Here is a 12,209-nt window from a genome sequence, read left to right as displayed (position 1 = left end):
CACTCCACCCTGTCTTCCTCATTCAAATGAACATCCAGTCCGGGTTACGCTCCCGGTACGGCGCACAGATGCTGTTCGCCTGCTCTAGACTCAGCTGCGGGGACATGAAGAACTTCGGATGAAGCAACTCATCCGGCTCCGGCGAACCTACATAACTGTACATATCGGTGGACGGCAGAATACGGATGCCGAACAAGCCGAAGATGCGCTGCACCGCAAGCTCCTCCATCAGATCCAGCGTCTCGTGCAGGGTCTCCGGCGTCTCCTCCGGCCCCCCGATCAGCAGGCAGAAGCTGAAGTCCAGCTCCTGATCGCGGCAGAGCTGGACCACTGTCCGGATCTCGGCCTGCCGGAAGTTTTTCTTGAACGACCTGAGGCAGATATCGCTGCCTGAATCAATGCCGAACTCCACCTCCGTACACCCCGCCTGCTTAAGCAGACCGGCAAACTCGGCGGTGAAGAACCTCGGATTCAGGAAGCAGCCCCAGGATAACGGTAGTGTCCGCCCGATCAGCTCCCGGCAGATCTCTTCGGCATGCTCCAGCGGATAGTTGAACACACTGTCCACGAAATCAAAAGAACCGATATCATACTGCACCACCATCTGCTCAATCTCATCGGCAATCCTCTTAGGCGACCGCAGGCGGACGGCCCGGCCCTCCAGTGACGGGTAAGCACAATAGGTGCAGCTTAGCGCACAGCCCCTTTTAGTCAATACATTATGGCGGACTCTCCGCTCCACATCATAGCTGTGCAGAAATCCGCTGCGGCTGGGGAAATACTCCTGATCCAGCTGCTCAGGCGCATACGGTGACCAGTAATTCCATTCCCCGGCCCTTGTCCTGAACATGAGCCCGCTTACTGCGGACGGCACCTGCCCCGCTTCCAGCTGGCCCAGCAGCTCCACGATACTGTCACAGCCGTCACCGACAATGCCGTAATCGGCTCCCGTCTCCTGCAGCCACTGCCTGGGCAGGAGCGAGAAGCCCGCCCCTCCCAGAATGATACTGGCCCTGCTATTCCATTCCCGGACCCAATCCACCATCAAGCAGACCTGATCCACGAAGCTCCGGGGATACTGCATGCAGCAATTATCCAGGTTACGGATCGACAAGCCGATGTAATCGGGCGCATAAGCGTTAAGGTAATTCGTAACGGCCTCCCGGGTATAATCCAGCTGGGTCATGTCCAGCATGCCTGCCTCCCAGCCGGAAGCGACAAGACTGGCGTGAATATAGCTAAGACCCAGCGGGAATACAGGCGGCCGCTTCTCCGTATTCGCCGAGATCAGCAGCACTCTGCCCATACTCACTCCCCCTTAAGAAAAGTGAGAGTGGCAGCAGCTACATCCCCGCCCGCCTCAAGAAACATAAAATGTCCGGCGCCTGGAACCGTATGCATCCGGGAGTCCGGCAAATACCGGTTCAGCTCGAGCGCCTTGTGCAGCGGCGTAATCCGGTCCGCTTCCCCGGTAATAATCAGCGATCTCTGCCGGATGCCCTGCAGGACCGGACGGAGATCGGGATGCTTAATCTGAATCATCAGACGGTGGGTCGCAGCAGGCAGCCGGGACCAGCCCTCCAGAATCTGCTGCTGAACCTCCTCATGGCCCTCGGTGAAAAAATACGGAACCGCCGCCGCATTCGTCTGCTGCACAGTATCCGGCGTGATCTCTTCCCCGTGCTCCGGCCGCTTGAACGGAACCGCGAAGGTGGCGGCGGCCCCCATTAATACCAGCTTCTTCACCCGGTCCGGCTCACGCGCGGAGAGCAGCAGCGCAAGCGTGCTGCCCAGGGAATGCCCGATGATTGAGACCTGCTTCAGCCCCTGCTCATCCAGCAGCCTGAGAATATCATCGACCATATCCTCCAGGGTGAAGGCCGGACCTGCGTATTCCGACTGGCCGTGTGCGCGCAAGTCCGCGCACAGTACCTGATAATGAGGCGCAAGCGCCATGGCCAAATCCTGGAAGACGAGCGAAGAGTCCCTGTTGCCGTGCAGACACAGCACAGCATCTCCGGTACCCTGAATAGTGTGATGTAAAGGTATCCCTTTAGTCTTCAACATGTAATTTGTATCCTCCCTTGAACTTCCCGGCCGGGCCGCTCATACGACAGCTTCCTCCAGATAGTCCACGACCCGGTCTATCTCCCGGCCGTCTGCTTCATCCACTGCAAACAACCGCCATTCCCCGGGGCTTCGGCCTATGAGAATGGCCGGCTGTCCGGGCGCCAGGGTGCCATGCGAGGCCAGCTTATCCTCCCAGTCATAGTACAGCGCGAAGCCTGGAACGGTCTGGCTTGTCTTCTCCTTCACGAATTCATGAGTGATAAAGTGGGGCAACTGCCCCACTCTTGCAATCAGCGCACAGTCTGCGTTCCCGCCGAACTGCTGCTCCAGCCGCTCCAGCAGCGGCCCGCAGCGGAGGCTGGCCTGCTGATCGCCGATAACGAAGATGCGCGGCCGAATCGAAGCTAGTTCACCGAGCGTAACCTCCTCATCCCGTACATCCTGCACAGTGAAGGCAGACCAGACTTCAGCCTGCACCCCGCGTTCCAGACTCTGCTCCATAGATTCCTGGCTCCGCTCCATAGGTTCCTGCCCCCCGCTTCCCTGCCCTTGCCCTGCCCCCGACTGCCCGGGAAGGTCGAAGTAAGAGAAGCCCAAGGAGGAGGCCACCCGCATCCCGACCGCCCGGGCCATCATCTTCGCCTCTTCCGCTTCTTCAATCGGCTTGCTCCAGGAGCGCTTGCGGATGCCCGGCTGGCCATCATATTCAATCAGGCTGATGCCCGCGCTGGCAATCATCGACAGCTTGATTGCCGTGAAGCAAGGCATCAGCGAGGCCAGCGCCCATTCATGCCCCGGTCCCGCTGCAACAACAATCTGTCCGGCGACCTTGCCCTTGAACGCTTTGCCCTTCACTCCGGCCACCCGGTCATAATTGTAGTACTCGAAGTCCAGATCCTCGTCACTGCACGGCTCACAGCGGTCGATCCAGTTCTTCCAGACGGCCGGGAGCGAGAGCGCATAGACCGGAGAGGCGAAGACGAACCCGTCCGCCTCCTTCAGCTTGTCGTACAGCTCCGTCAACTGGTCCTCCGGGTCCTTCAGCAGGTGGCAGTGCTTGCCGTTCATGCAGTTGCCGCATCCGTCACAGGGCAGAATGTTGTAATCATTCAGCCGCAGCAGCTCCGTCTGTACCCCCTGCTCCGCTGCGGCTTCAAGCGCAACGGAGAGCAGATATTCGCTGGAGCTGTGATGCTTCTTCATGGACCCGGCAAGCCCGATGATCTTCTTCATCCGGCTGCCTCCTCTAAGTCCAGCTCAGCCGTATCGAAGCCCAGTGCCCGCAGATCGCTAAGCGCGAACATCCGGAAGTCTGCCGGGGTGCATAGTACATTGGCCTTGGCCACATCCTGCCTTAAGACCTCAGCACTTCCACGGGCCGCTGCCAGCTCCTCGGACTTCTTACGGATCTCAGGCCCGGCCATATCGCGGATGAACTCGGGCTTGCGCCCAATGACCGCGCCCAGAAGACTCTCGCCCTCCGTGCTCCAGACTGCCTTCGCCCCGGCCGCTGACTCGAAGAAGCTTCCCGAAGCCAGCGCCGCGAACAGCTGCTCGAATTCCTTCAGCGCCTCATCCCCCGGCTTCGCCATGGACACGGTCCGGCTGGCCCATTCGGCACAGTAGCCACACTTGTCACAGTCCATCCGGTCGCAGCGCTTCGAGCGGAAGCCCTCCAGAAAGCCCTCCAGACTCTCGTTGTCGATGCTGGCCTGGAAGCTGAACAGCAGGCGGTAGACCTGTCTCATTTTGTCAGACGGTGCGAAATCCTCCTTGATGTTCTTGGAGAAGTTCGGCATTTCGAAGTCGGCCTCCGCCATCCGTGAATTAAGCAGGCTAAGCAGGTTCCCCTCATACTTCCGCTCGGAGTAAGACTGCGCAGTAGCCGCAATCTTCTCCGTGGTCTTCATCCGCTCGGTCAGCTTGAACTTGTGGTAGCCCAGCTCTTCATAGACATACATGTCTTCCGGGCGAATCCACTGCGACTTCAGCAGCTCCTCCGGGTGCTGGAGCTTACGCTCCGTACAGCGCAGCATATAATAATCCAGCGCAAAGCCGTCGGTCACATGATTGCACTGTGAGGCGTGGCTCTGAAAGTTCGCATGATTCTGGCGCATCGGGCAATCCAGCATACAGTCATTGGTCGCAATGAGCTGATAGTCGCAGCGGGTATTCTTGCGCAGGCTCTCCAGGAAGGCGAAGTCACGGTTGCGGCTCTCGGGCAGGGTAATCTCGCTGACGCCTTTTTCCTCGAAATACTGGGCTTGTCTCAGTGTGTTCACATTGGCAAAGGTAGACAGGCTGATCTTCACATCCGGCAACGCAGTACGCACCATATCAATCAGCATCGGGAGCGATACCGTCACATACTCCGGCTGCAGCGTGCCGATCCATTCCAGCAGCTCGCGCAGGCGGTAATGGAAATCCTTGGTGGTCTCCAGGTTATCCAGACAGGTAGCGTTCAGCAGATAATTGAACTTGAACCCGTAGGCATGCAGCAGCTTCACATGCTCCTCCACTCTCACCCGGTCTATCGTGGGCAGGGCAAAGGTCGGTCTTCCGCCGCCCACCAGATCAGAGGACAACTTGCCATAGAAAACATCCACATGCGAATCCTTCAGCAGGATGGGCAACCGGTCATCAAAGTTCGTGCCGACAGACAGCTTCATCCCTTCAGCTCCTCTCCGGCAGCCTCAGCCGGCTTTTGTCCGCGTGCCAGCTTCACACGGCTCTCGAACGTCTGCTGGTTCGCTTCCGAGAAGAATTCCTTGCAGACGTTGTTGCCCCAGACAATACCTCTCGCGGACAGGCGGATCTCATGCTCATCCGTTTCCAGCAGACCTTTGGCTACCAGCTCATCGATCGTCTGACCGAAGACTTCTTCCGGCTGATATCCGAACATTCCCGCGAAATCCTTCCGCTTCACCGACAGCATCCGCAGACCCTTGGCCATCATCCCGTGCATCGCTTCCAAATCATCCGCTTGACTTGCGATGAAGACGGACAGGAACTGTTGCTCAAGCCGGTCACTGTACTCCTGGATATCCCCCTGGTTGATATACATCAGCTTGTTGACGTACCCGAAGGCCGCCGGACCGTGCGCGAACAGATCCTTCTGCTGGGTATAGTACAAGAGGACATGCCGGTCCTCGAAGCCCGGCTTGGCGAAATCCCACACGCTGTACTGGACATAGCCTTCTTCCTGAAGCAGCCGCTTGGCTTCCAGATACATATCCACTTCCAGCTCAACACTGCCGGTAGGGGGTATCTTGCCTTCCTTGATCATTTTGAACAGTGCAGTGAACGGTACTACACACAGAGAAAATACCGTGATATGGTCGATGCCGAGCCGCACCGCCGTACGGACGTCCTCCAGCCACTCCTCCATGGTCTGCTCGGGCAGGTTGTACATCAGATCAATCCCGATATTCTCGAAGCCTGCTTCCTTCGCTTCCTCCAGCACCTCGAAGGCCCGCCGGGAATCATGGCTCATCCGCAAATGATGCCCCATCTTGTCGTTGAAGGTCTGGATGCCGATGCTGATCCGGTTCGCCCCCTGGGCGCGGATGGCCTGCATTTTCTCCAGCGTCAAGGTTGCCGGGCTGCCTTCAAAAGAGATCTGCGCATCCGGCGTCACCCGGTAATTCGCCTGGACGCTCTTCAGCATCTCCACCATCCGTTCAGCCGACAGAGCCGAAGGCGTCCCGCCCCCGAACGTCACCGCACTGATCGTGGACTGCGAACCGTATGGAGAAGAGGCATAGATGCCGATTTCGGCCTTGACGGCCTCCATGTACTGCTCTACCTGTTTTTCCTGATAGGCCATCTTGTTGAAGGGGCAGAAGATGCAGACTGAGGCGCAGAAGGGAACATGCACATAGACTGCACCCACATTATCCGCCGGCGGCTGGCCGCCAAGGCCCATCGTTCCGTAAATATCAGCAGGTGGAACCTCGGTTACAGGGTTAGGATAGTGGGACACACAGATTGGATCTCTATGGGGATAGACGTTGTAGAAGGATTCGTGAGTTGTGGTCTTAACGGCCATGATGAACACCCCGCTTGGCTTCCACAGCCGACAATGCCGCAGCCAGACCAGAGGAGACAGCCTCAATCCCTGCCACCGGCAGACAATTCATCACGGTCTCCGTCACTTCCTCCGCGCTCGCGCCCAGCTCGTAAGCCTTCAGCGCATGCAGCCGGATGCCGTAGGCAGAACGGTCCGTAACCACGCAAGCCAGCCGGATCAATTCCCGCACCTTGGGCTCAAGCGTCCCCGTATCCTCAATCGACTTGCACATGCTATCAAAAGCGGCCCCCACCTGCGGATTAACTCTCATCAACATATCGCTCATCAGCTATACCCTCCTTATGATTGTACCGATTGAACCGATTGCACCGGGCGTCCCTTAGCCAGCTTCATCCGGTGCTGCAGCCCGTAATCCGCATATTTTGCGGAGAAAAATTGCTTGCTCACATTGTTGCCCCATATAATGCCGTCGCCTGTCAGCCGAATCCCTTCGGCATCCTGAATCAGCAGCCCGTCCTGCACCAGACGCTCGATCGTCTCCGGGAACAGCTGCTCCGGCTCCTGCCCGAACATCTTCAAGAACTCGGCACGGTTAACGGACAGCATCCGCAATCCCTTGGCCATGGCCCCGTGCGCCAGCTCCCGCTCATCGGCCTTCTCCCCGCAATTGACCGGCAGCAGCCCGTCCTGCACACGGGTCATATATTCATTCAGATTGCCGCTGTTGATATACATATAGCCGTTAATGATGCCAAAAGCAGCCGCGCCGATCCCGATCATATGCGCCTGCTCCGAGAAGTACAGAGTGGCGTGCCGGTCCGTCTTGCCCGGCTTGGCGAAATCAATGACGCTGTACTGCTCATACCCCGCCTCCAGCAGCATCTCCTTGGCGATGCTATACAGCTCAATCTCCCGGTAGACATCCCCGATGCCCGGAATCTTTCCTTCCGCTATACGCGAAGCAATCTGCGTATGCGGCACCACACAGAAGGAAATCACGCAGATATGGTCAATCTCCTGCTCGATGGAGGTGAGGATATCCGCCCGCCATTGATCCAGCGTCTGGCCCGGCAGATTGTACATCAGATCAATCCCGACATTCTCAATGCCGCTGTTACGAGCATTCTTCACCAGCCCGAAGGAATCTTCCACACTGTGGTACAGCCCCAGCACCTCGGCCAGCTCCTCCTGGAAGGTCTGCACGCCCACGCTGATCCGGTTGAGGCCCTGCAAGGCCAAAGCTTCCAGCTTGTCAGCCGTGAAATTCCGGGGGTTGCCTTCGATGAAGATCATGGCCTCCTCTTCCACACGGAAGGACTGCTTCAAGTATTGCAGGAGTCCGGTCAGCTCTTCCGAGGACAGGCAGGAGGGTGTTCCGCCGCCGAGATTAATAGAGGAAACCGTAATACTGCTGCCAAATGGCGTAGCTGCATAACTGTCTATCTCCTGCCGGACAGCTTCCAGGTAGCGGTCCACCTGATCCTGCCGCTTCAGATAACGGTTGAACGGGCAGAATGAGCAGGTGGCATCGCAAAAGGGAATATGCAGATACAGCGCTACCGGTGTATCCTTGGTATTCACCTGATCCAGCTCCATCAACGCCCGGACCTCAGGCTCTGTGTGCTGTGAGACGGGCACCGGGTAATGCGAGACGCAGATCGAATCTCTCTCCTTGAACATTTCAACATATGGCTTCGCTCTATTCATCTGGAGCAGCCTCCCTTCATTTGGATTGCAGCATCCGTCCGGCATAAGGAGAATCCTCCGACGGCTCCACCGGGATACGGCGGATTTCCATCGTCATCTGGTTACGCATATCCGGGCAGGCCGAGTGTACAATATTGCCCTCCGGGTCCCACGGCAGCTTCGCATCCATGTTCAGCGCCAGCAGCATTGGGAAGACCGCATGAAAGGCCGTTCCGCACAGATTACCTGCGTTCAATGGAGAGACCTTCATAATATCCCCTTCCTTATGTCCTGCCCGGCAATGCCCCTTAACACCCGTAACCTTAAGCTCAAATTCATAATTCATCCCTAATTCCTCCTCTTGGATTATGTGATTCGTTTCACTTAACCTGTAATACGCTACTCAATAATCGCCACTGCCCGTACCCAGGCCGCACCGGCCGCTCTGATCTTGATCGGGAAGCAAGCCACCTTGAACCCGTACGGCACCGGAATCTGCTCCAGATTCGCCAGGCGCTCCATGTGGCAATACGTCTGTTCTCTGCCCCAGAAGTGAGCGGGGAACAGATAGGCGTTGTCCCCCGTCCGCTTATAATCGCTGATCATATGCTTGAACGGACGGTCGAACCCGTAGCTGTCGATGCCCATCAGCCTGATGCCTTGGCCGGTCAGGAATGCCGTAGCTTCCCTGCTCATGCCCGGATAATCCGTGAGATACCGGGGGGTTCCCCAGTGCCGGTCCGCACCTGTACGGATCAGCACAATATCCAGCGGCTTGAGCGTATACCCGATCCGCTCAAGCGCCTGCACTATATCTTGCTGCTCAATAGCCTCGCCCGCTGGGATATGGGTGAAATCCAGCACCACACCGTCGCCGAAGCACCACTCCAGCGGCACCTCGTCAATGGATACTGCCGGTTCTCCCTCGCTCCTGGAGCCGAAATGCAGGGGGGCATCGAAATGGGTCCCGGTATGGGTGGACGCGTTGATCATCTCCATATTCAGGAACTCTTCACCCGGGAAGTCCTTCCGGCTCCCGTCGAATTGACGGGCGAAGCGGTCCGCTCCCTCCTGATGGCCGGTCTGCTCGAACCCGTACGGGGCCAGCTCGCCCGGATTCTGCTCCATAAGCACGCTTAAATCAATCAACTGAACTGCCAAGTTCTCACCTACTTCATAATTCTGAGTGCATTACGTCCCAGGATGTTCTGGACATCCTCCCGCTTGATCTCCTTCACCCCCATCATCAGCTTCATGGGCAGCGGGATCACTACCTTTTGCATATAATTCAGTACCTCGGCGATGTTCGGGGTGACCGTCCAGTCCGAGCCCCAGAGGATCTTGTGGCTGCCGCAGACCGAGATCATTTTGGCCAGCTCCATCCGGAATACCTTCGGGTTATTGTGAATCAGGATATTGGCTACCGCCGTGATCGTCACATACATATTGTCGTGTCTGCCGACCATGTAATAGCACAGGTCATTCCACGGATGGCCCATATGCTCCACAATCAAGGTCAGGTCCGGAAAATCCACAGCAACATCATCAAGCAGAATCGGGTAATTATGCTTCATCCGAAAAATACTGCCCGGCGTAATCCCGGTATGCACGCTGACCGGAATCCCCAGCTCGCTGCACCGCTCATAAAGCGGATACAGCAGCTCCTGGTCATTCAGGACGAAGCCCCCGTAATCATTGGGGTTCAGCTTGAAGCCCTGCATGCCCAGCGTCTTAATGGCATAATCCAGCTCCGCCAGCGCTTCCTTCCCCTTATAGGGATTGACGCTGGCGAAGCCGCGCAGCTTGTCGGGGTGAGCGCGGACCGCCTCGGCGATTTTCTCATTGGACAGCACCTCATAGCCATAGACATCCTCGAAGCTCAGCTGATGAACCCAGCTCATGGCAATCTGATTCTCGTCCATACAGGCGAGGTAATCCTCCAGCAGATTGTTGTCATCGACGAAGTCCTCCTGCGTGGCTCCCACCATCTTTTTCAAATACTGCAAATCATCGAAGCCCTTCTGCTTCTTGTAATCCGGGACCGTCCCGGCTCCGGCCAGACTAAGCTCCAGGCTCTTATTCTCCTTGACGGCGAAATGGGCATGGGTATCAATAATCACAAGATCGCTCTTCACGTTTGTCTTCTCACCACTTTGCTTAGAATTGGTATTGCCTAGAAGGGAGGTTAGACCTCTCTGTGCCCAATCTCCGGCCTGGGGGCCAGCGGCGCCGTGGCGAAGACCAGCTCCAGCTCGCCCGGACCCTCATTGACTACCCGGTGCCGCTCACCCTTGCGCGCAATGAACAGGCTATTCTCCCGGATGGCATGCGGAATATCCTCGATGAACGCTGTTCCCCGGCCCCGGATCACGAAGACGTTCTCTTCACCGTAATCATGAAGATGCTCCTTGATCTCTTCTCCCGGCTGGAGCAGGACATGGCCCATAATCAGCTGGGTAGACCCGACAGTCGCCGGACTCGCCAGCACACGCATCTGTCCTCCTCTGGAATGAACCACCGGCACCTCTTCCATATGGACCACTGTTTTCGTGTAGACCTGGTTCATACTGCACCCCTTATCCCGCAGATTTATATTCGGTGACGCCTGCTTTTTCCTTCTTGCCCAGGCTTAGAGAGATCAGCAGCGTTAGCACCATCAGCCCGGCGGCCACCAGATAGCTGGGATGCGTGCCGATTCGGCTGTAGAAGAATCCGCCAAGCGTAGACCCGAGCGCAATCCCGACCCCCTGAAGGGTCCGGAAGGTTCCCAAGGCCGCGCCCATCTCCATCGGATTAATCTTGATGACCTTATCCGTAATAATCGTGTTGACCAGGGTAATAATAGGCCCTTCCGTAAGTCCGATCAGGGCATACCCGAAGGTTAACAGCCAAGGGTTGAAGTCAAGTGCATACAGCAGCACGAGCGCCCCCACACAGATCGACTGGGCCCAGATTAGCGGTGCATGTCGGCCTACCTTGTCCGAGATCCAGCCAACGAAGACTGCTCCGAACGAGGCTACTGCTTCATACGGAATGAAGAGCAGGCTGAGCAGCACCAGGGAGATATCCTGTTCCTTAGCGGCGAACGGCACCAGGAAGGTGGTGAAAACACCCACCATGAAGCACAGGGTTCCGACAATGCCCGCGAGCAGGATTTCGCGGACGCCCAGCCATTTGAAGGAGCTTTTGAAGGCTTGCCCGATGCTTCTGCTTGTATTCTTGACCCCAGTCTCCCTCAGCAGCACCGTGGTAACCAGCGTGGACAGCAGCAGGAGTGAAGCCAACACCGCGAAGGAGGTATGCCAGCCAAAATAATTGCTCAGCAGGCCGCTAAGCACATACCCCAGCACCGACCCGGCACCAATCGCCCCGGACACAATACCCATCGCTCTGCCCCGCTCCTCGGGCTTGCACACATCCATCACCACTGCGAAGATCGGTGTGGACACGAAACCTCTGGCGAAGCCGAACAGCAGCCACCCCGCCGTAAACAGCAGGACTCCGTGGGATGCAGCTACCATGAATACGGCCACTGCCGACAGGGCCAGGGAAGCGATAATAATCTTCTTCCGCCCGTAGCGGTCCGCGAACACGCCGGAGGGAATCGACAGAAAGGTCATCACCAGCGAGGCAATCCCCGCTATGCTTCCAATCTCACCGGAGGTCAAGCCGAGATCACTGCTGATCAGGGGTGCGATTGGGAAGATGCTGACCATAATTGAAAATACGAGTAGAATGTTGATGGCCAAAAGTGTGAATATTTTGTTGTTGCTCATGTGACTCGTCCTCCTCACAGTCATTGACTGCTCTCGATAATAATGAATGCAGCAGCATAATCACCGTGATGGCTGATGCTTACATGGATGGAATCCTGCTGCTGTACATAAGGCTCCAGGCTGCGGCTGCGGACCAGATAGGGCTGGCCGCTGGGATGGTTGAGGAACTCCAGCTCATTCCAGTCCAGCTCACAGTTCATTCCGGTGCCAATGGCCTTCAGCAGCGCTTCTTTGGCGGCGAATCTGCCGGCAAGGAAGTGTTCTGCCTGTCTTTTTTTACAGGCGAACAGCTCCCTCTCTTCCACTGAATAATACTGCTGTACGAACAGTTCACCGCACTTCGCCAGCATCTGCTCGACAAAGCTAATGCTGACCAGATCCATGCCGATCCCTCTGATCATGCCTTCAAGGCAACGGCTTCGATCACTTGGGCTACAGAATACGTCTTGAGCACCCGGCTCTCAATGAAGATGCCAAACGCCTTCGCAAGTGCTGTAGAGACCAGCGCCAGCTCTGTTGAATCCAGGGCCAAATCGTCATAGAGCCGTGATGATTCGATAATCTCATCCTCAATGCCAATATCCTCAATGATTGCTTTTACCTTCTCGAATACCATTAGATACACCCTCCCGCTTAAGTTAATATGC

Annotated in this window: 14 protein-coding genes; all 14 read right to left on the bottom strand. The window is 56.8% G+C overall.

Translation table 11 applies throughout. From position 1 onward, the window contains the following. Positions 1 to 22 precede the first annotated feature (22 nt). Genes NST43_RS04240 through NST43_RS04175 form a run of 14 tightly spaced genes read right to left on the bottom strand, consistent with a single transcriptional unit; the run spans position 23 to position 12,178 of the window. Positions 23 to 1,306, bottom strand: coding sequence for a radical SAM protein (locus NST43_RS04240; protein ID WP_339222747.1), 1,284 nt, complete (start codon positions 1,304 to 1,306; stop codon positions 23 to 25). A 2-nt stretch (positions 1,307 to 1,308) separates the two neighbouring features. Continuing rightward, positions 1,309 to 2,067: an alpha/beta hydrolase gene (locus tag NST43_RS04235; RefSeq protein ID WP_339222746.1), complete on the bottom strand. Its 759-nt coding sequence runs from the start codon at positions 2,065 to 2,067 to the stop codon at positions 1,309 to 1,311. A 39-nt stretch (positions 2,068 to 2,106) separates the two neighbouring features. Beyond that, positions 2,107 to 3,303 carry a flavodoxin family protein gene (locus tag NST43_RS04230; protein WP_339222744.1) on the bottom strand — a complete coding sequence of 399 codons (1,197 nt, stop codon included), beginning with the start codon at positions 3,301 to 3,303 and terminating at the stop codon, positions 2,107 to 2,109. Beyond that, complete coding sequence (locus tag NST43_RS04225; RefSeq protein ID WP_209991694.1) at positions 3,300 to 4,739, bottom strand: U32 family peptidase; 1,440 nt, start codon at positions 4,737 to 4,739, stop codon at positions 3,300 to 3,302. Before NST43_RS04225 ends, NST43_RS04230 begins: the two co-directional genes overlap by 4 nt. Further along, positions 4,736 to 6,118 carry a radical SAM family heme chaperone HemW gene (gene hemW / locus NST43_RS04220; protein ID WP_339222743.1) on the bottom strand — a complete coding sequence of 461 codons (1,383 nt, stop codon included), beginning with the start codon at positions 6,116 to 6,118 and terminating at the stop codon, positions 4,736 to 4,738. Before hemW (NST43_RS04220) ends, NST43_RS04225 begins: the two co-directional genes overlap by 4 nt. Continuing rightward, the gene (locus tag NST43_RS04215; RefSeq protein ID WP_209991696.1) at positions 6,108 to 6,425 is read right to left on the bottom strand and encodes a carboxymuconolactone decarboxylase family protein; all 318 of its coding nucleotides are present in this window, start codon (positions 6,423 to 6,425) and stop codon (positions 6,108 to 6,110) included. Before NST43_RS04215 ends, hemW (NST43_RS04220) begins: the two co-directional genes overlap by 11 nt. Positions 6,426 to 6,439: 14 nt before the next feature. Next, complete coding sequence (gene hemW, locus NST43_RS04210; RefSeq protein ID WP_339222742.1) at positions 6,440 to 7,807, bottom strand: radical SAM family heme chaperone HemW; 1,368 nt, start codon at positions 7,805 to 7,807, stop codon at positions 6,440 to 6,442. Between the two features lie 16 nt (positions 7,808 to 7,823). After that, on the bottom strand, positions 7,824 to 8,132 hold the full coding sequence (locus tag NST43_RS04205; RefSeq protein ID WP_036723289.1) for a TIGR04076 family protein: 309 nt from the start codon (positions 8,130 to 8,132) through the stop codon (positions 7,824 to 7,826). A 53-nt stretch (positions 8,133 to 8,185) separates the two neighbouring features. After that, a complete protein-coding gene (locus tag NST43_RS04200) occupies positions 8,186 to 8,935 on the bottom strand; it encodes a cyclase family protein (RefSeq protein ID WP_339222740.1) in 750 nt (249 codons plus the stop codon). A gap of 20 nt (positions 8,936 to 8,955) precedes the next feature. Next, complete coding sequence (locus NST43_RS04195; protein ID WP_339222739.1) at positions 8,956 to 9,921, bottom strand: amidohydrolase family protein; 966 nt, start codon at positions 9,919 to 9,921, stop codon at positions 8,956 to 8,958. Between the two features lie 50 nt (positions 9,922 to 9,971). Beyond that, positions 9,972 to 10,352 carry a cupin domain-containing protein gene (locus NST43_RS04190; protein WP_339222738.1) on the bottom strand — a complete coding sequence of 127 codons (381 nt, stop codon included), beginning with the start codon at positions 10,350 to 10,352 and terminating at the stop codon, positions 9,972 to 9,974. 10 nt (positions 10,353 to 10,362) lie between these two features. Continuing rightward, complete coding sequence (locus tag NST43_RS04185; RefSeq protein WP_339222737.1) at positions 10,363 to 11,562, bottom strand: MFS transporter; 1,200 nt, start codon at positions 11,560 to 11,562, stop codon at positions 10,363 to 10,365. A gap of 20 nt (positions 11,563 to 11,582) precedes the next feature. Next, positions 11,583 to 11,963, bottom strand: coding sequence for a holo-ACP synthase (gene acpS, locus NST43_RS04180; protein WP_339222735.1), 381 nt, complete (start codon positions 11,961 to 11,963; stop codon positions 11,583 to 11,585). Next, a complete protein-coding gene (locus NST43_RS04175) occupies positions 11,960 to 12,178 on the bottom strand; it encodes a phosphopantetheine-binding protein (RefSeq protein WP_036723283.1) in 219 nt (72 codons plus the stop codon). The genes acpS and NST43_RS04175 overlap by 4 nt, the downstream gene beginning before the upstream one ends. Positions 12,179 to 12,209 lie beyond the last annotated feature (31 nt).

Source organism: Paenibacillus sp. FSL H8-0332 (assembly GCF_037963835.1).
In the GTDB taxonomy this organism is placed as follows: domain Bacteria; phylum Bacillota; class Bacilli; order Paenibacillales; family Paenibacillaceae; genus Paenibacillus_AQ; species Paenibacillus_AQ rhizoplanae.
The sequence above is the reverse complement of the archived record's forward strand: the minus strand, read 5'-3'. Positions and strand labels throughout refer to the sequence as shown.

Bases quoted from the DNA above. Each gene is read 5' to 3' on its own strand.
- NST43_RS04240 (WP_339222747.1), bottom strand. From the start codon at position 1,306: ATGGGCAGAGTGCTGCTGATCTCGGCGAATACGGAGAAGCGGCCGCCT.
- NST43_RS04235 (WP_339222746.1), bottom strand. From the start codon at position 2,067: ATGTTGAAGACTAAAGGGATACCTTTACATCACACTATTCAGGGTACC.
- NST43_RS04230 (WP_339222744.1), bottom strand. From the start codon at position 3,303: ATGAAGAAGATCATCGGGCTTGCCGGGTCCATGAAGAAGCATCACAGC.
- NST43_RS04225 (WP_209991694.1), bottom strand. From the start codon at position 4,739: ATGAAGCTGTCTGTCGGCACGAACTTTGATGACCGGTTGCCCATCCTG.
- hemW (WP_339222743.1), bottom strand. From the start codon at position 6,118: ATGGCCGTTAAGACCACAACTCACGAATCCTTCTACAACGTCTATCCC.
- NST43_RS04215 (WP_209991696.1), bottom strand. From the start codon at position 6,425: ATGAGCGATATGTTGATGAGAGTTAATCCGCAGGTGGGGGCCGCTTTT.
- hemW (WP_339222742.1), bottom strand. From the start codon at position 7,807: ATGAATAGAGCGAAGCCATATGTTGAAATGTTCAAGGAGAGAGATTCG.
- NST43_RS04205 (WP_036723289.1), bottom strand. From the start codon at position 8,132: ATGAATTATGAATTTGAGCTTAAGGTTACGGGTGTTAAGGGGCATTGC.
- NST43_RS04190 (WP_339222738.1), bottom strand. From the start codon at position 10,352: ATGAACCAGGTCTACACGAAAACAGTGGTCCATATGGAAGAGGTGCCG.
- NST43_RS04185 (WP_339222737.1), bottom strand. From the start codon at position 11,562: ATGAGCAACAACAAAATATTCACACTTTTGGCCATCAACATTCTACTC.
- acpS (WP_339222735.1), bottom strand. From the start codon at position 11,963: ATGATCAGAGGGATCGGCATGGATCTGGTCAGCATTAGCTTTGTCGAG.
- NST43_RS04175 (WP_036723283.1), bottom strand. From the start codon at position 12,178: ATGGTATTCGAGAAGGTAAAAGCAATCATTGAGGATATTGGCATTGAG.